We start from the raw sequence: 18,663 nt of genomic DNA, 5'->3' as shown, positions 1-18,663 counted from the left end.
CCTGCGACAGGGGCTGACTCGCGTGGGGTGTTTGCCTGCTGGCCAGTTGGGCCTTATATTTCCTTGGCGATTATTTTTATCGCGAATCAAGTTGTGCCAAAGGGCAAACCGGTCGAAAGGCCGGGACGCAAAACTTCCGGTCTAAGGGTCTGTCGTACCTAAGATAGCGGGGTCACCACAGGATTGTGTTTCCAGCCGGACGCCAAGCCAGCCTGGGATGTTGTCTGCTGTACCTGTCTGACATGCGTTGCCTTTTTCGTGACAAAATTATAAACGAATAAGGAAATTCAACATGTTAAGTCCAAAACCCTCCTTGCTGGCCTTAATGGTGGCCGGGCTCTTTGCCTCCTCCGCCTATGCGGCCGCCCCGGGCAAACCCACCATCGGCTGGGGCGAAACCAAGTTCGCCATCGTCGAAGTGGATCAGGCTGCGACCGCCTACAACAAGCTGGTGACCGTCCATGCCGATGGGGCGCCGGTCAGCGTGAGCTGGAATCTCTGGTCTGGTGACGTGGGTCAGACCGCCAAGGTGCTGCTCGATGGTGTCGAGGTGTGGCGCGGCCCGTCCGGCGCATCCGGCACTGCCAACTTCAAGGTGACCAAGGGTGGTCGCTACCAGATGCAGATAGAGCTCTGCAACGCCGATGGCTGTACCCGCTCCGATGCCAAAGAGATAGTGGTCGCCGACACCGATGGCAGCCATCTGCTGCCGCTCAACGCACCGCTGCAAGAGAACAACAAGCCTTATACCAACAAGTCCGGCAAAGTGGTTGGTGCCTATTACGTGGAGTGGGGCGTCTATGGTCGCAAGTTCACCGTCGACAAGGTCCCCGCCCAGAATCTGACCCATATCCTCTATGGCTTTACTCCCATCTGTGGCGGCAACGGCATCAATGACAGCCTCAAAGCGATCGAAGGTAGCTTTGAAGCGTTGCAACGGGCCTGCGCCGGTCGTGCCGATTTCAAGGTGGCCATGCATGATCCCTGGGCTGCCATCCAGATGCCCCAGGGCAACCTCAAGGATTTCGATGAGCCATATAAAGGCAACTTCGGTAACTTGATGGCCCTCAAACAGGCCCATCCCGACCTCAAGATACTGCCATCGGTCGGTGGCTGGACCCTGTCCGATCCCTTCTATTTCCTCAGCGATAAAACCAAGCGCGATACCTTCGTCGCCTCGGTCAAAGAGTTCCTGCAGACCTGGAAGTTCTTCGATGGGGTGGATATCGACTGGGAATTCCCGGGTGGTCAGGGCGCGAACCCCAGCCTGGGTGGCCCCAATGACGGTGCCACTTATGTGACGCTGATGAAGGAGCTGCGCACCATGCTCGACGAGCTGGAGGCCAGCACGGGCCGCCAGTATGAGCTGACCTCGGCGATCAGTGCCGGCGGCGACAAGATTGCCAAGGTCGATTATCAGGCGGCCCAGCAGTACATGGACCACATCTTCCTGATGAGTTACGACTTCAACGGCGCCTGGACCAATACCGAGCTGGGTCACCAGACCAACCTGTTTGAAGCCAGCTGGGATGCCAACACCAAGTACACCACCGACAAGGGAGTCAAAGCGCTGCTTGGCCAGGGCGTGACCCCGGGCAAGATAGTGGTCGGTGCGGCCATGTATGGTCGCGGCTGGACCGGGGTGAGTGGCTATCAGGCTGGCAACCCCTTCACCGGCACTGCCACAGGCCCGGTCAAGGGCACCTGGGAAAACGGTGTGGTGGATTATCGCCAGATCGTCAATGACTACATGGGCGCCGGTTGGGAGCAGGGTTATGACGAGGTGGCGGAGGCGCCCTATGTGTTCAAGGCCAGCACCGGGGATCTCATCACCTTTGACAACGATCGCTCGGTCAAGGCCAAGGGGCAGTATGTGCTGGCGAACCAGCTCGGCGGTCTGTTTGCGTGGGAGATCGACTCGGATAATGGTGACATCCTCAACGCCATGCATGAGGGATTGGGCAATGGTAGCGGCACACCGCCAGCCAACAAGCCGCCCATTGCCAACGCGGGCAAGGATCTTGGCGTAACAGGCCCGGCGAGCGTGACTCTGGACGGTTCGGCTTCCCGGGATCCTGAAGGTTCGGCCATCGGTTACGCCTGGGTACAGGTATCAGGTCCGGCGGTTCAGTTGGCTGGGGCTAATCAGGCGCAAGCCAGCTTCAACCTCGATGGGGTGACCCAGGACGTCAACCTGGTGTTCGAACTGACAGTGACCGATGCCGATGGACTCAAGGCCAAGGATCAAGCCGTGGTGACCAATAAGGCACCCCAGCCCAATCTGGCCCCCACCGTGACCCTGCCTGCCACTGCCAGTGTCGAGTCCGGCAAGCAGGTGAGCATCCAGGCCCAGGCCAGCGATCCCAATGGTGATACCTTGAGCTACCAGTGGACAGTGCCAGCCGGCCTGGCCGCTACGGGCCAGAATAGCGCCACGTTAGTGGTGACTGGCCCGGCGGTCGATGCCGCGACCGGCTATGACCTGAGCGTGACCGTCACTGATGGCGCCCTGGATGCCCAGGCCAGTACCCGCCTCACCGTCAAGCCGGTGAGCGGTGGCGGCGAGTGCGGCAGCACGGATCCGGATGCCGCCAACTGGCCAGCCTGGCAGGCCAGCGTCGCCTATAACGGCAGCGCCAAGGTGAGCCATAACAGCCTGGTCTGGCAGGCCAAGTACTGGACTCAAGGTAACGAGCCGAGCCGCAGTGCCGATCAGTGGAAACTGGTCAGCCAGGTACAGCTCGGGTGGGATGCCGCCGTTGCCTACAATGCTGGCGATCTCACCACCCATCAGGGCCACAGCTGGAAGGCCCAGTACTGGACCAAAGGAGAGGAGCCAGGTGTTGCCGTGGTCTGGCAAGACATGGGGGCGGCTAGCTGTCCTTGATCAGTTGCCAAGAGTAACAAGTCGGAGAGGGGCGCCATGGCGCCCCTCTTTTTATGTGCGGATCATGTGCGAAGGTTGCCGGTCGCCCGTGACAACGGATCCCGGTGGCTGGGTGAGGGGGCATGGCATCAGGTAACGCAGGGCTGCGCATTACCCGCAGTCAAGGCGTGATACCTTGCCCCTGGCGGGGCCTGCTGGCAGCCAGGGCGTCGCCATCATCCTTGAAATAACAGAGGCCCTGCTGGGCCTCTGTTATTTACCTTGTCCATGCACCCGGACCGTTGCTCAGAGCGGCTTTTGCCACAGGCTCAGCAGCAGATCCTGTTCCAGCTCATCCGGACCTTGCTGAGTGAACAGATGACGCTGCTCGGCATCGGCACGCCAGCCGAGACGGCTGGTCTCGAGCACGAAGCTGCGCAGGCTCTGATCCAGGGTCAGGGAGAACTGGCTGCGCTGCTGCGCGACCTGGTTCAGACCGGTCAGGGTCGGCCAGCTCAGGGGGTGCTCCATGCTGACCGGATTGAGGCTGACCCTCAGTTGCCACTGGTGGCGTGGGCCGGGCTGCAGATGAAGCAGATAGCCACCCGGTGCCAACCAGTCGCACAGCTGCTCCGTCTTGACCTTGAGGTCGTTGACCAGCAGCAGCTCGGCTTGGCCCAATTGCAGCGGGGCCCGGGCCGGATCGGCGATGATGAAGCTGGCCTCAGGCTGCGCCTTGCTGGCAGCGAAGATGGCATTCTTGGCCAGATCGACGCCAGCGAAGCGCCAGCCAGGCAGATGCTCGGCCAGGGCTCGGCAGTAGTAGCCTTCGCCGCAACCGAGGTGGATAAGCTCACGCTCACCCAGGGGGGCGAGCAGGGTGGCCATGGCCTCGACCAGGGGCTGCATGTGGCCCTGTTCCAGGAAGTTGCGCTTGGCACGCATCAACATGCGGCTGTCGCTATCCTTGGGGTTTTTCTTGCCCGGGATGAGGTCCAGATAGCCTTCAGGTTCCGGGTCGAAGTGGTGCTTGTTATCGCAGTAGCGACCGTTGGAGGCCTGATGAAGGTGCAGTGGGCTGCGGCAGCGGGGACATTGCAGGTGCATGGGATTCTCGCTTCGGATCTAGAGTACTTGCAGGCCGAGCCTGATGCTGAGACTGCTGATAGGGGGGCATTATAGGGGGATTGCGCCGAAAAGGGCGGCCTCGATGCATTTTATCTTGGCGCTGCATGTTTTTGACCGGACCGGGATCGAAAAAGGCTGCCTGGGCAGCCTTTGTCTTGGGTGAGGATGCCGCGATCAGCGGGTACCAAACACCACTATGGTCTTGCCGTGGGCGGAGATGAGCTCTTGCTCTTCCAGCATCTTGAGAATGCGGCCGACGGTTTCACGGGAGCAGCCGACGATCTGGCCTATCTCCTGACGGGTGATCTTGATCTGCATGCCATCCGGGTGAGTCATGGCATCTGGCTGTTTGGCCAAGTTGAGCAGGGTCTGAGCGATCCGGCCTGTGACATCCAGGAAGGCCAGGTTACCTACTTTCTGGCTGGTGTGCTGCAAACGCAGCGCCATCTGGCCGGAGAGGCGCATCAGGATCTCGGGGTTGACCTGGATCAGCTGACGAAATTTCTTGTAGGAGATCTCGGCGACTTCACAGGGACCCTTGGCACGGACCCAGGCACTGCGCTCCGGGTTATCGTTCTCTTCGAACATGCCCATCTCGCCGAGGAAATCCCCCTGGTTGAGATAGGAGAGGATCATCTCTTTCCCCTCATCGTCCTTGATGAGGACAGCCACTGTACCCTTGACGATGTAATACAGGGTCTCCGCTTTTTCACCCGCATGGATCAGGGTGCTCTTGGCGGGATACTTATGAATGTGGCAGTGCGACAAGAACCATTCCAGGGTGGGATCGCTTTGCGGTTTGCCAATGACCATGAGATTTCCTCTGTAGTGTCTTTACGGGACGTTATGCGTCCAGACAAGTTGCCAGTCTTGCCCTTCCTTGTGTCAGTGGCAGTAGGATAAGAGCCTTTGTCTGTGCTGACAAGGCTTAGGGCCTCCTTTGGACGCCAGCTACTGCACTGGACAGGCATTCTAGGGAAGATAAATGCCGTAAACGTTGATTTTGATCCGGTTAGCCACAGGTTCTCGGTGCCCCAACGGGCAATCAAGGAGAAGAGAGAGTGGCCACGGCGATATGAGCCTGCTCTCGTGGCGCTTTTTCGCAAGGCGCCTTGGCTGCCATGGTGTCCCGGCGTGTGCGGACGCCAGATGCAGTCGGGGGCTCGGCTGAGGTATGCTATGGCATCGCGTCCGCCCGGACACCAATATAGATGCATGAGGTGAGTGAAGATGAAAGCCAAGGTCAGCTGGGTTGAAGGCATGAAATTTGTGGGGCAGAGTGAGTCTGGCCATCAGGTGATCCTGGATGGCGCCAACCCGGGAGAAGGGGCCAGCCCGATGGAACTGATCCTGCTGGCGGTTGGTGGCTGCAGCTCCATCGACGTGGTTTCCATTCTGGAGAAGGCACGTCAGAGCGTGACGGCCTGCCATGTGGAGTTATCCGGTGAACGGGTCGATACTGTGCCACGGGTGTTTGAGAAGATTCACTTGAACTTCGTCGTGACCGGTAAAGGGCTGGTTGAAAAGCAGGTGGCCCGCGCCGTTGACCTCTCCATGGAGAAGTACTGTTCAGTTTCCCTAATGCTGGAAAAAGCGGTCGAAATTACCCATAGTTATCAAATCATTGAGGCCTGAACCCCAGCTTCGCTCGTCATCACATAAGGAAAGTGCAATGAAGAAACTAGTCGCTCTGATCCCCCTGCTGGGGCTGGCCGCCTGTAGCTCACCGCAGCCGACCCAGTATCAATACAATCAGTACCAGTGTGGTGAAGAGATGTTGGCGGTGACCTATGATCCCCAGGCCGACATGGTGCAGTTTCCCCTGAACGGGGTGTATCAGAAATTGGATCGCGTCGAGTCCGAGAAAGATAGCGCTCGTTACTCCGATGGTGTGACCATGTTCTGGACTCAAGGCGACCAGCTGACCCTGACCCAGAAAGGGGTCACCCTGATGAACTGCACGCTGAAATAGCCGTTGGCGTCAGCAAAGAGAGAGGCCTGCATCCTGCAGGCCTCTCTCTTTATGGGGGGTTCTGACCCAAGGCTCAGGGGAGCTTGTCCAGCATCTTGGCGGCCAGTTCCTGGCTGAATGCGGCCCGATCGGGCGCGGGAATGGCGCTGTCAGTGGTCAGCTGGATAACGCTGCTCCAGACCGCCTGCTGATGGGTTCTGTCCAGCAAGATGATGGCGAGGGTTCCTTTGCGCTCTCCTGCCTTGGCTTGTACGCCAGGGTTCATGCCGAGGCGAGTGAACAACTCATCATCGCTGATATCCTGGGCACCGGCGACGCCGATGGCGACCCAGACATCCGCTTCATCCAGGGGGGCACTGCGCCAGCCCTTGGCATCCAGATGCTGGCTCACCGCCTGCTGTATCGGCTCGAGCCAGCCTTCGGTGCTGGCTCCCGCATATTGATACTGCTCGGCCAGGGCGTAGCGTGGCTGGGCCGGGAAAGGCCAGTGGCTGGCCGGGCGGATCACCTGTGTGCCCATGTCGACCACGGGAGCCTGGTGGCCGCTGCTGCAGCCGCCGAGCAGCCCAAACAGCATGAGTGCGGATAGTTTTTTCAGGGCTGTCTGCATAGTTTGCTCCTCACTCTCAGGTGATTTTTCCGGTTTCGATCAGTTGCTGGATGAGGGGACGCAAGATCAGCTCCATAGCGAAGCCCATCTTTCCCCCTGGTACCACTATGGTGTTCATGCGCGACATGAAGGCGCCATCGATCATCGATAGCAAGTAGGGGAAGTCGACGTTCTTGATACCGCGAAAACGGATCACCAGCATACTCTCATCCAGGCTAGGTATGATCTTGGCACTGAAGGGATTTGAGGTGTCGACGGTCGGTACTCGCTGGAAGTTGATATGGGTGCGCGAGAACTGGGGAGTGATGAAGTTGATATAGTCATCCATGGAACGGACGATGGAGTCGGCCACCGCCTCCCGGGAGTGACCGCGCTCCGAGGTGTCACGAATGAGCTTCTGGATCCACTCCAGGTTGACGATGGGCACCACCCCTATCAGGAAGTCGACATGGCGAGCCACATTGTGATCCTCGGTGACGACCCCCCCATGCAAGCCTTCGTAAAACATCAGATCCGTTTCGCTGGCGACATCCTGCCAGGGGGTAAAGGTGCCCGGCATCTGATTGAAGGGCACCGCCTCGTCGAAGGAGTGCAGATAGCGTCGATACTGGCCGCTGCCATCCTGGCCATATTGCTGGAAGAAGGATTCGAGCAGGGCGAAGTCGTTTGCCTCGGGTCCGAAGTAACTGATATGGCGGCCCTGTTCGCGGGCCTTGCGGATGGCGACGTCCATCTCGGGGCGGGTGTAGCGATGAAAGCTGTCTCCCTCGATCACCGCCGCCTGATAGCCGAGTTGATGAAACATGGAGCGAAAGGCATTGGTGGAGGTGGAGGTACCGGCGCCGGAGGAACCGGTGACCGCTATGATGGGATGCTTGGCCGACATAAGCGTCTGTTTCCTTGCTGTTGTCCCTGCAATGAAGAGGGTTTGTCCATGAGAATGAGCCGAACGGGTACGGCAGGTGGGCGCTTGCCCTAGGGCATCTCAGCCTTGGATGCGTCGAATCGATCGGTCGGTACTATGTTCACGCTCTCGTGCAGCTCACTGTACACTATCACCGCGCTGCCCTGGCGTAACTGCGCCAGCACGGTGGCGACCTTGTCGGCCAAGCTGGACTCTTGCTCACCATAATCGGTACCCTCCATCAATACGAACTGTTCGATTAATCGTTGCAGGGTGTCGAACTCCAAGGATTGCCAAGGAATGATCATAGGGTGTGCCCTTAAATGCGGATGCACCATTGTCGATCAGGGCGCCTTCGCTGCAAACTGTTTTTCTTTCTCCGGGAGAGCAATGACCTCATTATCAAATCGGCGTCAATCGCCGAAGTTGCAACGTTTGCTCGCGCAAGCGACTCGCCAGGCGCTGCTCAAAGGGGCCCACTGGGCCTGGGGTATACAGCTGATGCTCGCCGCCTTCATGTGGTTTCATGTCAAGGCGATGCACGATGCCCCTTTGGTGGTGCAGGGAGCTCTGCCTTGGCAGCTCATCCATGTCGAACTGCTGGTGCTGGTACTGATCCTGCAACCGCTGCTCTGGTATTGGCTGGACCGATGGCCGCTGACATGCTGGCGCAAGGCGGTCTTCATTCTGGCGCTGCTATGGGGATGCCTCTGGGCAAGTGCCATCTATGCCTTGCTCAAGACAGAGCTGCCCGGCAGGGGAACCATGGAGCCTGCCGTAGCGACCACCCTGCTGCTGGTTGGACTCATTTCGTTTTATCCCATGAGCCAGGTCCTGTACGGCTTCTGCCTGCCTATTCTGACGAGCCTGACTAGCCATGTAGTGATCAACGCGGTGGCGTTTCCCTGGCTCTTCGGGGCCGGCATGCTGATCCTGCTTATCTTGTTGGAGTCGGGGCGGCGCATGTTGCTTAGCTGGTTCGTGCTGGCGGTTAATCGTGAATATGAACAGCTGTTGATGGTCAAGCAGCTCGATGCGCTGGCGCATCAGGACCCGCTGACCGGGCTTGCCAATCGTCGCCATTTCGATCAGGAGGGAGAGCAGACCCTGACCAATGGCGACGCGGATAGCCAGTTATCGCTGATCCTGCTCGATGTGGACTTCTTAAAACGTTACAACGATGGCTACGGTCATCAAGCGGGGGATGCGAGCCTGATCCTGGTTGCCGAATGTCTGACGCAGAGTGTGCGTGAGCCCAGGGATCTGGTAGCGCGCTATGGCGGTGAGGAGTTCGTTGTCTTGCTGCCGGAGACGGGATTGGCAGGCGCAGAGCAGGTCGCCAAGCGCATTCGCAGCACCTTGGCCGAGCGTGCCTTGCGACATGAGGGGTCAGAGGTTGCGGATCATCTCACCCTGAGCCAGGGGATCGCTCAATGGCGACAGGGCGAGACGCTGTCTATGTTGCTCGAACGGGCCGATGACGCGCTCTATCGGGTCAAGCAGCAGGGGCGTGACGGTTACTCGGTCGCGCCGTAACCTTGTTCCCCCAGCCACTGGCTGATGCGCTCCTCCAGCCAGAAACGGGGTCGCCAGGGGGAGCCATAGACGAATCCGACATGGCCGCCCTGCTGGCTCAATTCATATTGCACCGAAGGAGAGAGATGCTCGGCTTGCGGGATCACCTCATGGGTCATGAAGGGATCGTCGGCGGCATGGAGGATCAGGGTCGGCACCGCAATCTGGCTCAGTAGCGGCAGACCCGAGCAGCACTGGTAGTAGTGATCCGCACTCTCGAAGCCATGGAGTGGTGCCGTGACCTGCTGGTCGAACTGGTAGAGGGTGCGGATACCCTTGATATCTCCGGCCCGAAAGTGCGCCGCGGCCTGGGGGTGAACCGCCAGCTTGCTCAACAAATGTGCGCGCATGGTACCGAGCAGGTAGCGCTGATACACCTTGGAGAACCCTTGATTGACCCTGTGTGCGCAGGCATCGAGTCGCATCGGCGCCGAGACCACCGCCGCCGCCTTGAGGGCGGGCGGACAGGCACGGGCCAGCAGATTGACCAGCATGTTGCCGCCCAGGGAGTAACCTACCGCCAGCAGGGGCTTGCCAGGAAAGCGGCGGGCCAGTTCGGCGAGCAGTGCCAGTGCATCCTCGATGGCCCCGGAGTGATAGGCACTCAGCAGGCGATTTGGCTCGCCGCTGCAGCCGCGAAAGTGCATCAGCACCGCCTCTTCCCCCCGTTGCTGCAAGTGTTGCAGCATGCCGCGGGCATAGTGGGACTCCACACTGCCCTCCAGACCATGAAACAGCACCAGCAGTGGCCGGTTATCTGTGCTGATCGGGCCGCTCCAGGCCAGATCGACAAAATCCCCGTCCGGCAGTTCGAAGCGTTCGGCCACGTAGCGGACTGGCCTGCGGCGCAACCACTTGGGCAATATGGTCTGCAGGTGGGGATTGCGGGCCCACCAGGGGGCGCGAAAATGACTCTCGGTCAGCATATGGGCTCCCGATCCAGATCAGCTGACCAGGCTGTCATGGTGCTCGGCGCCGCGTAACCATGATCCTCTGGATCCGCTCCGGTGAGGGTTGGGCTCTCGGTGAGTATCATCAGATGGCGTTTAGCTGACCAGGCTGTCATGGTGCTCGGCGCCACGTAACCATGATCCTCTGGATCCGCTCCGGTGAGGGTTGGGCTCTCGGTGAGTATCATTAGATGGCGTTTAGCTGACCAGGCTGTCATGGTGCTCGGCGCCACGTAACCATGATCCTCTGGATCCGCTCCGGTGGGGGTTGGGCTTTCGGTGAGTATCATCAGATGGCGTTTAGCTGACCAGGCTGTCATGGTGCTCGGCACCGCGTAACATAGCCTGGATCAGCTCATTGGCCTCGAACTTGGTGAGTGCCTCGTGGGCACCGACCTGATGAGCGCGCTCGACGCTGATCTCACTCGACAGAGATGTGTGCAATATGATGTAGGCACCGGCCAGGCGCGCATCGCTCTGGGCCTCGAACGCCAGCTCGTAGCCATCCAGTCCCGGCATCTCTATGTCACTCACCAGTATGTCGATGGGCAGACCCTTGCTGGCCCTGTCCTGCATCAGTGCCAGGGCATCTTTGCCGTTGGTGCATACCTCGTAGGGGATGTTGATGTAGTCGAGGGCGGCGGTCAGTTGCTTGCGCGCCACGGAGGAGTCATCGACCAGCAGGATCCGCATCGGTTTGATGCGCTCCCGCTGCACATCGGTCAGCACCGGATAGAGATGGCTGGGATCGTCCGGGTAGACCCGCGACAGGATCAGTTCCACGTCCAGCAGCTGGACAAGCTGATCATTGACCCGGGTCACCCCGGTGACGAATACATTGCTGCCAAGGGCCGGGGGCGGCGACGCTATGTCGCGCCAGTTGCACTCGGTGATCTTGTCGATGCCGCGCACCAGAAAACCGACCAGGGTGCGGCGGCAGTCGGTGATGATGATGAAGCAGCTTGCCATCTCCTCGTCGCTGATCCGCCGATAGCCCACCGCCATGGCCATGTCGATGACGGGGATGGTGGTGCCACGCATGTTGGCGGCGCCGAGCACGGTCGGATGGGAGTGAGGCAGGGCAGTCAATCGGGTATAGGGCACTATCTCCTTCACCTTGAGGGTACCGATGGCAAACGACTGGCGCGCGGCGAGGTGAAACAGCAACATTCCCTGAGATTGGTTGGCCTTGCTTTTCATGGCAAAAATCCTGTGTTCGAGAGAAGAGGGGCTAAGCGAGCGGGCTCTGATTCACTAGCATGCCTAGGTTCTGTTCTGTTAGCGACCGCCAAGGGGAAATCTGTAATCCTCCCTGGCGGTGAGTGTCTGCATTGGACCTGGCGTCCGAGATGTTGGCGCCGGATTAGCGGCCTGCGGCCTCGGCCAAGGGGCAGCCAAGCCACTGTTGGCAGGCTTGCTCCAGCTCTCCCTCTTTATAGTGGAGCTTGGCCTCGAGGGCCGTTTGTTTGCTCCCCCCCTTGAGCAGGCGCAGCGCTTGCACCAGACGCCATTGACTGGCGAGTGCGGCGCCATCGAGCCACTGCCCCCCGATGCTGTTCCAGCTGGCCTGCGCCTCTTCCTTGCCGCTGGCCAGGTTCTGCCAGGCCTGTTGCAAGGCGCCATGGGCCTGGGGGACGAGCTGGCTGTGTTGCAACTCATCGTGGATCACCCGCAGCCGCTCGCCATAGGAGCCTTGCCAATCACGGGGGCGATCCCAGTGGTGCAGAGAGGCCAGCAAGGCGCCGAGCAGGGGGGAAGGTGTCAGCCAGCCAGACTGGCCCGGTTGGGACAGGCGCATGGAGCAGCTCAACAGGGCGTACTCGCAGCCAGCCAGAGGCGTAAACGCGGCCAGGGCATCGGCGGGCAGCCAGAAGCTGCTGCCAGCGGGGATCAGCAGCTCATGTTGGCCGAGACGCAGCAACGCCACGCCCTTGATCAGGTGCAGCAATTGACCCTGGGGGGCGCGCTTGCGGGCACCGACCTGCAGATAGCGGGGAGAAAAATGCTGGCATTCGATGGCGTGATGCATGGGTAAATCCTGATATGATGCTGCCTGGAGGTAACAAAAATGGAAACCAGACGTAAAAAACGCTTTATTGCCGGGGCCAAATGCCCGGCGTGCGGCAAAATTGACACCATGATGCTGTATATGGAGCATGGAGTCGAGAAGGTGACCTGTGTCGAGTGCGGTGATACCCAGGTGCAGACCCAGGCAGCCGTGACCGAGGCGGGCCGTCAGGCTGAGCAGGTCATAGGGGTATTCCGGCCGGAATAAGGGCGGAGTCTCCTGACCCCTCAGTGGCGCTCACCATATGCTTGCCCTGCTTTTTAGGGTATTCTGAGCCGGTTTTTTCTCTCTATTCGCAGGATCACTGACATGAAAGTAGCTCCCCTGAGCGTAGTCACGCTGGAATACACGGTCACCGACGAGCACGGTGAAGTCATCGACACCACAGTCGGCAAAGAGCCGCTGATCTATCTGCACGGCACTCGCTACCTGGTCTCCGGCCTGGAAGCCGAGCTGGAAGGTCGCAGTGTGGGCGATGCCTTCGAAGTGACCCTGGCCCCGGCCCAGGCTTACGGTGAATTTGACGAGACCCTGGTACAAGAAGTGCCGGGCGAACTGTTCGATGGCATGGAAGTGTCCGAAGGGGATACTTTTGTGGCAGAGACTGACGATGGTCACCGTCCCGTGACCGTGGTCGAGGTATCCGAGAGCTTCGTCAAGGTTGATGGCAACCATCCCCTGGCCGGTGTGACCCTGGCCTTCAAGGTGGAAGTGAAAGACGTGCGTGCCGCCACCGCCGAAGAGCTGGCCCATGGTCATGTGCACGGTGCCGGTGGTTGCGGTCATGACCATGGTCATGATCACGGCCACGACCATGATCACGACCACGGCGGCGGTTGCTGCGGCGGCGGTCATCATGTTCACAGCCATGATGCAGCCGAAGAGAAGAGCGGTTGCTGCGGTGGCGGCAGCTGCGGCAGCCAGGATCATCAACACTGATCCCCTGCCTTCTCTCGTAAAAAAACCCGCGCCAGGCGCGGGTTTTTTTATGGGCGATCCATTGTCTGCGGCGACTCAGTAATGGGGAGGGGGGATCTCTTCGGCCATGCTGGCGATCTGGCTCGGTTCCACCCCTTGCAGCTTGTCGATCAACAACTGGATCTGATGCTTGAGCCTGTCGAGTTCGCGGCCCTGGGTCGTCACCTCGTCATTGAGCTGCTCTATGGTGTACTCGGCATAGGCGAGACGGGTTTCCAGGAGTTCGATGCGTTCGCGTTCTTGCTGGCTCATGGGCCTTGGGTCCTCACTTGATGGTCCAGATTTCTGCCAGGCCGCTGGAGCTGGCACTGACGAGGTGGTCATTGTCGCGCAAAGCGGCGGCGTACACCACTGCGCTCGGTGGTTTGACCCCGGGACGAGGGGCCACCGCCCAGTTTGCCAGCGCCTTGCCATCCTTTACCTGCCACAGGGTCAGCTTGCGCGACGGGGCCCCGGTGACCAGCCATTGCCCCTGATTGACGAAGCGGGCGCTGGTGTAAACCTCGAAACGGGCCTGTTTGTCGAGCCGGCTCAACTCCTTGCCGCTGACCAGATCCCAGATGCGACCGCTGCGACTGTCGGCGGTGAAGGCATAGCGACCGGACTCGTCGAGCCGTACCATCACCACTCGTCCCTCATGGTTGAAGCGATGCAGCACTTGGCCGCTTTGGGTATCCCACAGGTAGGCACTGTAGTCATTGCCACCGGTCAGGGCATAGCGGCCATTGGGGGAGAGGTCCACGCTGTTGACCTGCTCGGTATGACCAAAAAACTGCAAGCGACGGCCGGTGCGGGTATCAATCCATTCCGCTTTGCCATCTTCGCGCCCGACCAGCACATCACGACCATCGCTCGAGATGGCGATGTCGCGCAGCCTGGATTCGGGCAGGGAGTAGTAGCCTTCTGCCTGACCATTATCCAGTCGCCAGATGGCAAAGGTGTCCAGGCTCGCTATCACGGCATGGCTGTCGCCCGGCCCGAAACGCGTGATAAACACCTGCTCCTTGGGGCTGTCAGACAGGTGCCAGCGCCATAACTGCTTGTCGTGCTCCAGATCCCAGGCGAGGGTGCCCTGTTCGATGCTGGTGACCAGGGCCAGCTTGCCATCTGCACTCAAATCCGCGCTCACGGCGCCGACACTGGAGAGGGGGATCTGGCGGTCGGAGGGAGGCTCCGAATGACAGCCGGTCAGTATCAGACAAATACCGATAAGATAAATGGCACTTTTTATCATTTTTCCTGTCTCATGCTTTCGTTACCTGCGATCACGGCGTTAGTATAAGGCGCTTATCACGATAAACCTCTCATTTCACGAAGGAACCGAGAGCGGTATTTAGAGTTTTGGAGAAACTGATGAACAATTTTCTGAAGGTGTCCCTGTTGGCCGCGGCCGTTGCCGTAGGTCTGACTGCTTGCCAAAAAGATGAAGCCCCTGCCGCCAAGAATGCAGAGGTGAAGGCAGAAGCCAGCAAGCCGGCAGAGGCCCCTAAGGCTGATGCCAAGAGCTTCGAAGAACAGTCTGGTTATGCTATTGGCCTCTCCATGGGTCGTTATATCGCCAATACCCTCGAGCGCCAGCAAGAACTCGGTATCAAGCTGGATAACGCCGTCATTCTCAAAGGGGTAACCGACGGCCTGGAGAAGAAAGCAGACATGAAGGATGAAGAGATCCAGAAAGTGCTGCAGGCCTATGACGCCAAGATCAATGAACTGACCAAGTCCAAGGCTGACAAGGATGCACAGGACAACCTGAAGAAGGGTGAAGAGTTCCTGGCCGGCAACCTGAAGAAAGAGGGCATCAAGAGCACCGAATCCGGCCTGCAGTATCAGGTCGAGAAGATGGGTGACGGCGCCAAACCCAAAGCCACCGACGTGGTCAAGGTTCACTATACCGGTACCCTGATTGACGGCACCAAGTTCGACAGCTCCGTCGATCGCGGTGAGCCGGCGACCTTCCCGCTCAACCAGGTTATCCCGGGTTGGACCGAAGGCGTACAGCTGATGCCAGTTGGCTCCAAGTTCAAATTCTTCCTGCCCTCCAAGCTGGGCTATGGTGAGCACGGCGCAGGCTCCATCCCGGCGAACGCCGTACTGGAGTTTGATGTTGAGCTGCTCGCCATCGAGAAGCCGGCTGCCGAAGGCGATGCCGCCAAAGCGGACGCCGCTGCCAAGCAGTAAGGCGACTCTGTGATGAAAAACGGCTCCCTCGGGAGCCGTTTTTATTGGTGCCAGCCCCGTTTAGGGGGAAGATAGCAACCATCGCAGGCTTGAGTCCGTGGCGATAGCCCATCAAAATAGACAAGCAAATCAATTGCAAGGATGAGTCGCCGTGGCGGAAAACAAACCCCGAGTGCTGTTGGTGGAAGATACCCGCAGTCTGGCTGTGGTCTACGAGCAGTACTTGCGTCAGGAGGGCTATGAGGTCACCTTGGCCGACTGTGGCCAGCGGGCCATCGAGCTGTTGCTGACTCGGCCGCCGACGGTGGTGCTGCTCGATCTTGAACTGCCGGACATGTCGGGGATGGACATATTGCAGCAGATCACCGAGCAGCAGTTACCGAGTGCCGTGGTGGTGATCACTGCCCACGGCTCGGTGGATGTGGCGGTGGAGGCGATGCGTCTGGGGGCCTTTGACTTCCTGACCAAGCCGTTTGATGGCAAGCGGTTGTGCGCCACTGTGCGCAATGCGGTCAATCATCAGCAGCTCAGCTCTCTGGTGGCCCAATACCGGGAGAACTTCGAGCGCAGCTCCTTCGCCGGCTTCATCGGCTCGTCCATGCCGATGCAGGCTGTCTATCGCATCATAGAGAGCGCGGCGCCGAGCAAGGCGACGGTCTTTATCATGGGGGAGAGTGGCACCGGCAAGGAGGTGTGCGCCGAGGCCATTCATCAATGCAGCCCCCGTCGGGATCAGCCCTTCATCGCACTCAACTGCGCCGCCATTCCCCATGATCTGATGGAGAGCGAGATCTTCGGCCACGTGAAGGGATCCTTTACCGGCGCTCAGGGGGATCGCAAGGGGGCGGCCAGCCTGGCCGATGGCGGTACCCTGTTTCTGGATGAGATCTGCGAGATGGATCTCGACTTGCAAAGCAAACTGCTGCGTTTCATTCAGACCGGCACCTTGCAGCGGGTCGGCAGCGGCAAGCTGGAGACGGTGGACGTGCGCTTCGTCTGCGCCACCAACCGGGATCCGCTGACCGAGGTGAAGGCGGGACGTTTTCGGGAGGATCTCTACTACCGCCTGCACGTGATCCCGCTCACCCTGCCCCCCTTGCGCGAGCGCGGCGAAGACATCTTGCTGCTGGCCCGTAATCTGCTGCAGAGCTATGCCAGGGAGGAGAATAAACGTTTCAAGGACTTCGATGCCGGCGCCGTACGAGTGCTGCTCGATTACCCCTGGCCCGGCAACGTGCGCGAGTTGCAAAACGTGGTGCGCAACATAGTGGTGCTCAACGATTGCGACATCGTGAGCCCAGCCATACTGCCGCCACCGTTGCAAGGGGGCATGGGGGTCGCGCCACCCCCCTTGAGTCAGGGGCAGGCTCAGGTCGGCAGTCGCGATCAGGCAGGGCCGATCCGGCCGCTCTGGCAGGTGGAGAAGGAGACCATCGAGAGGGCCATCGCCAGCTGTGATGGCAACATCCCCAAGGCGGCGGCCCTGCTCGAGATCAGCCCCTCCACCATCTACCGCAAGAAACAGAGCTGGGAAGAGGCTGATCTGGCCTGAGTGGTGGGCGGCGCTTGGGTCGCCCCGGTCTAGAGCTTGGCCAGCTGCTTGAGCCTGGCCAGTCGCTCTGCCGCGTTGGCCTTGAGCCAGGGATCCTGTGACAGCAGGAACCAGGCGCGGGCGAAGTATTCGGCCGCGGCCGGGTCAGACAGCGCCAGTGCATTTTCCCCCAGCTCCTCGAACAGATAGCCATCCTCCGGCTCGCCAGCCTCCACCATCTGTGCCTGCAACTGCGTCAGTTCGGTCAGCGCCTGCTCGTGCAAGCCTTGCGCCCGGGTTAGCCGCGCCAGACTCCAGCGGGCGATAAAGGCCTTGGCCGGGTTATGGTGCTGCGCGTGCCAGGCCAGGCATTTTTGCTGATACTGGCGGGCCTCTTCCAGGCGGCCCAGTTCGAACAGCGTCCAGCCCTGATTGCTGTAGAGGCTGGGGAGCCAGCCGCGGACCTTCTCGTCACTGCTGCGCTCCGCCAGTGCCATCGCCAGCTGGTGCCAGCGCCTCTGCTCCTCCAGCGGTGCGGCGATGGCGACCATGTGGGCGGCATCGATGGCGAGGTAATCCTCTTTCAGGGCGAGAGCCAACTGCCAGGCCTGTTCGAACAGGGGGCGGGCGGCCTCCTTGTCGGCTGCGCTGTTGAAACAGCGTCCCCGCTCGAGCAGCCACCTGAGCCTGGCCCGTTCCGTGTGGGCGGTGAGGCGGGGCGTCATGGCATCGAGTAGCTGATGAGCCTCATCGAACTGGTGGCGCAGGGAGTGGGTACGTGCCAGCTGGGTAATGATCTCGAGTTCGAGGGGGAGATCGCCGCTGGCGACCGCCTCGGCGAGTTGAGTTTGAAAGCGCATGGCGCTGGTGACGGGATCCTGATAATCCCAGAGGGTCATGAAGTCGATCTGCATCTGGCCTCCGTGCCATGCGTCCTGATGACACCATGCCTCTTGACCACTCTTCATACAAGAGGGCCCCGTCACAGCCTGATCACGTGGAGACAGACTGGCGGGGCCCCAGCAACAGGGCCTGTCGCCCCGTCATTTTTACCGGCTAGATCAGTAGACCATGGCCAGGCTCATCATCATCAACCCCAGGGCCGCGAAGGCACCCTCCTTGATGGCCAGACGTGGCACCAGCGCCTTGGGCAGAGCAGGGAACAGGCACAGGGCAAAGCCCAGCCCTGGCATCAGCCAGTGAAAACCCGGGCTGCGCAGGCTGGGGTCGGCGGCGCCGTTGATGACGATAAGCAGGATAAACAGGGTGAAGGCGGGCAGGATGAACCAGCGGGCGCTGCCCGATGCCACGGCGCGCAGGGGCGAGATGCGATAGAGCACCAGGGTGACGATAAAGAGCACCAGGGGCGCGAGCAGGTAGAGAGGAGCCGGATTCATGATGCTGTCCTGTGAGTAACGAATGGGGTGACGCAGAATGTGACAAGGGCTGGGTGGCGGATTTAACCAGTGTGCCGGGCCCTTGACCAGCCGAATGGACCCGTCCTGTGAGGAAGATCCCAGGCAAAGGTTTGCGAATGGCGTGCCGCTCAGGTGCGATCAGTGGCGGTTCAACCAGTACCAGGCGGCAAAGCCTGCCCAGCTCAGCGCCAGCAGCAGCCAGGGCAGGGGGTGTTGACGGCTCACCTCGACCAGCTCGATGGCGGACTCCTCTTCTGGCGTGTGGGACGCTGGCGCCTTGCTGCGGCTCTGCTGTTTCTTCTGACGGCTGGCCTCACGGGCGCGGGTCTTCATCTGCTTCTTGTACTCTTCGATGCCCTTTTGAATACCCTGGGCGATCAGCTGAGTCTGCTCCTTGGTCTGGCCAGGTTTTTGATTGGCGCGAGCCACACTCAAGGCCGCCTGCTGGGTCTCAGGGGAAATTTTGTCGTACTTGGCCATCTGGC

21 protein-coding genes and 1 riboswitch are annotated in these 18,663 nt (G+C 60.1%); of the genes, 8 read left to right on the top strand and 13 right to left on the bottom strand.

Annotated features, from left to right (window positions below; genetic code table 11):
* Positions 1–92: 92 nt before the first annotated feature.
* A riboswitch (cyclic di-GMP riboswitch) is annotated at positions 93–180 on the top strand.
* Between the two features lie 112 nt (positions 181–292).
* Entirely contained in the window at positions 293–2,887 is a 2,595-nt protein-coding gene (locus M2366_RS04465; RefSeq protein ID WP_259269054.1) for a glycosyl hydrolase family 18 protein, read from the top strand.
* A 285-nt stretch (positions 2,888–3,172) separates the two neighbouring features.
* Here the strand turns inward: M2366_RS04465 and M2366_RS04460 are convergent, their stop codons facing one another.
* Both M2366_RS04460 and crp read right to left on the bottom strand, forming a co-directional pair.
* Entirely contained in the window at positions 3,173–3,973 is an 801-nt protein-coding gene (locus M2366_RS04460; protein WP_259269053.1) for a putative RNA methyltransferase, read from the bottom strand.
* Between the two features lie 195 nt (positions 3,974–4,168).
* Complete coding sequence (gene crp / locus M2366_RS04455; protein ID WP_005896734.1) at positions 4,169–4,807, bottom strand: cAMP-activated global transcriptional regulator CRP; 639 nt, start codon at positions 4,805–4,807, stop codon at positions 4,169–4,171.
* Positions 4,808–5,224: 417 nt separating this feature from the next.
* Between crp and M2366_RS04450 the strand changes: the two genes are divergently transcribed.
* Together M2366_RS04450 and M2366_RS04445 are read left to right on the top strand one after the other, a co-directional pair.
* Positions 5,225–5,629, top strand: a complete 405-nt coding sequence (locus tag M2366_RS04450) for an OsmC family protein (RefSeq protein ID WP_042040199.1) — start codon at positions 5,225–5,227, stop codon at positions 5,627–5,629.
* 37 nt (positions 5,630–5,666) lie between these two features.
* Entirely contained in the window at positions 5,667–5,966 is a 300-nt protein-coding gene (locus M2366_RS04445) for an MliC family protein (protein ID WP_042040200.1), read from the top strand.
* Between the two features lie 73 nt (positions 5,967–6,039).
* On the opposite strand, the gene M2366_RS04440 is transcribed toward M2366_RS04445, so the two are convergent.
* The 3 genes from M2366_RS04440 to M2366_RS04430 form a co-directional block, all read right to left on the bottom strand.
* Complete coding sequence (locus tag M2366_RS04440) at positions 6,040–6,576, bottom strand: DUF4136 domain-containing protein (protein WP_259269052.1); 537 nt, start codon at positions 6,574–6,576, stop codon at positions 6,040–6,042.
* 16 nt (positions 6,577–6,592) lie between these two features.
* On the bottom strand, positions 6,593–7,462 hold the full coding sequence (locus tag M2366_RS04435) for a phosphoribulokinase (RefSeq protein ID WP_005896722.1): 870 nt from the start codon (positions 7,460–7,462) through the stop codon (positions 6,593–6,595).
* An 89-nt stretch (positions 7,463–7,551) separates the two neighbouring features.
* Positions 7,552–7,788, bottom strand: coding sequence for a YheU family protein (locus M2366_RS04430; RefSeq protein WP_259236541.1), 237 nt, complete (start codon positions 7,786–7,788; stop codon positions 7,552–7,554).
* 82 nt (positions 7,789–7,870) lie between these two features.
* Between M2366_RS04430 and M2366_RS04425 the strand changes: the two genes are divergently transcribed.
* Complete coding sequence (locus M2366_RS04425) at positions 7,871–9,016, top strand: GGDEF domain-containing protein (protein ID WP_259269051.1); 1,146 nt, start codon at positions 7,871–7,873, stop codon at positions 9,014–9,016.
* Here M2366_RS04425 and M2366_RS04420 read toward each other — a convergent pair.
* From M2366_RS04420 to M2366_RS04410, 3 genes are all read right to left on the bottom strand, one after another.
* Entirely contained in the window at positions 8,998–9,981 is a 984-nt protein-coding gene (locus tag M2366_RS04420) for a hydrolase (RefSeq protein ID WP_259269050.1), read from the bottom strand. The two genes, M2366_RS04425 and M2366_RS04420, sit on opposite strands and share 19 nt — an antisense overlap.
* Before the next feature lie 324 nt (positions 9,982–10,305).
* Complete coding sequence (locus M2366_RS04415; RefSeq protein ID WP_259269049.1) at positions 10,306–11,205, bottom strand: chemotaxis protein; 900 nt, start codon at positions 11,203–11,205, stop codon at positions 10,306–10,308.
* A gap of 163 nt (positions 11,206–11,368) precedes the next feature.
* Positions 11,369–12,034: a hypothetical protein gene (locus M2366_RS04410; protein ID WP_259269048.1), complete on the bottom strand. Its 666-nt coding sequence runs from the start codon at positions 12,032–12,034 to the stop codon at positions 11,369–11,371.
* Between the two features lie 39 nt (positions 12,035–12,073).
* Here M2366_RS04410 and M2366_RS04405 point away from each other — a divergent pair, with 39 nt between their 5' ends.
* Both M2366_RS04405 and M2366_RS04400 read left to right on the top strand, forming a co-directional pair.
* A complete protein-coding gene (locus M2366_RS04405; RefSeq protein ID WP_042040211.1) occupies positions 12,074–12,280 on the top strand; it encodes a YheV family putative zinc ribbon protein in 207 nt (68 codons plus the stop codon).
* A gap of 102 nt (positions 12,281–12,382) precedes the next feature.
* Positions 12,383–13,012, top strand: a complete 630-nt coding sequence (locus M2366_RS04400; RefSeq protein WP_259269047.1) for a peptidylprolyl isomerase — start codon at positions 12,383–12,385, stop codon at positions 13,010–13,012.
* 75 nt (positions 13,013–13,087) lie between these two features.
* Here the strand turns inward: M2366_RS04400 and M2366_RS04395 are convergent, their stop codons facing one another.
* Together M2366_RS04395 and M2366_RS04390 are read right to left on the bottom strand one after the other, a co-directional pair.
* On the bottom strand, positions 13,088–13,303 hold the full coding sequence (locus tag M2366_RS04395) for a SlyX family protein (RefSeq protein WP_224432270.1): 216 nt from the start codon (positions 13,301–13,303) through the stop codon (positions 13,088–13,090).
* A 13-nt stretch (positions 13,304–13,316) separates the two neighbouring features.
* A complete protein-coding gene (locus M2366_RS04390) occupies positions 13,317–14,285 on the bottom strand; it encodes a WD40 repeat domain-containing protein (protein WP_259269046.1) in 969 nt (322 codons plus the stop codon).
* A 119-nt stretch (positions 14,286–14,404) separates the two neighbouring features.
* On the opposite strand from M2366_RS04390, the gene fkpA reads away from it, so the two are divergent.
* Both fkpA and M2366_RS04380 read left to right on the top strand, forming a co-directional pair.
* Positions 14,405–15,229, top strand: a complete 825-nt coding sequence (gene fkpA, locus M2366_RS04385; RefSeq protein ID WP_224432272.1) for an FKBP-type peptidyl-prolyl cis-trans isomerase — start codon at positions 14,405–14,407, stop codon at positions 15,227–15,229.
* 151 nt (positions 15,230–15,380) lie between these two features.
* On the top strand, positions 15,381–16,781 hold the full coding sequence (locus tag M2366_RS04380; protein WP_042040216.1) for a sigma-54 dependent transcriptional regulator: 1,401 nt from the start codon (positions 15,381–15,383) through the stop codon (positions 16,779–16,781).
* Between the two features lie 29 nt (positions 16,782–16,810).
* Here the strand turns inward: M2366_RS04380 and M2366_RS04375 are convergent, their stop codons facing one another.
* The 3 genes from M2366_RS04375 to M2366_RS04365 all read right to left on the bottom strand — a co-directional run bounded on the left by M2366_RS04375 (position 16,811) and on the right by M2366_RS04365 (position 18,658).
* A complete protein-coding gene (locus M2366_RS04375) occupies positions 16,811–17,674 on the bottom strand; it encodes a lipopolysaccharide assembly protein LapB (protein ID WP_259269045.1) in 864 nt (287 codons plus the stop codon).
* A 147-nt stretch (positions 17,675–17,821) separates the two neighbouring features.
* Positions 17,822–18,157 carry a hypothetical protein gene (locus tag M2366_RS04370; RefSeq protein WP_042040220.1) on the bottom strand — a complete coding sequence of 112 codons (336 nt, stop codon included), beginning with the start codon at positions 18,155–18,157 and terminating at the stop codon, positions 17,822–17,824.
* Positions 18,158–18,316: 159 nt separating this feature from the next.
* Entirely contained in the window at positions 18,317–18,658 is a 342-nt protein-coding gene (locus M2366_RS04365; protein WP_042040221.1) for a DUF2956 domain-containing protein, read from the bottom strand.
* Positions 18,659–18,663: the final 5 nt, after the last annotated feature.

It is taken from the genome of Aeromonas sp. BIGb0405, from assembly GCF_024807335.1.
GTDB lineage: Bacteria > Pseudomonadota > Gammaproteobacteria > Enterobacterales > Aeromonadaceae > Aeromonas > Aeromonas rivuli.
Note: the sequence above shows the minus strand (reverse complement) of the source record. Positions and strands in the feature narration are given on the sequence as shown.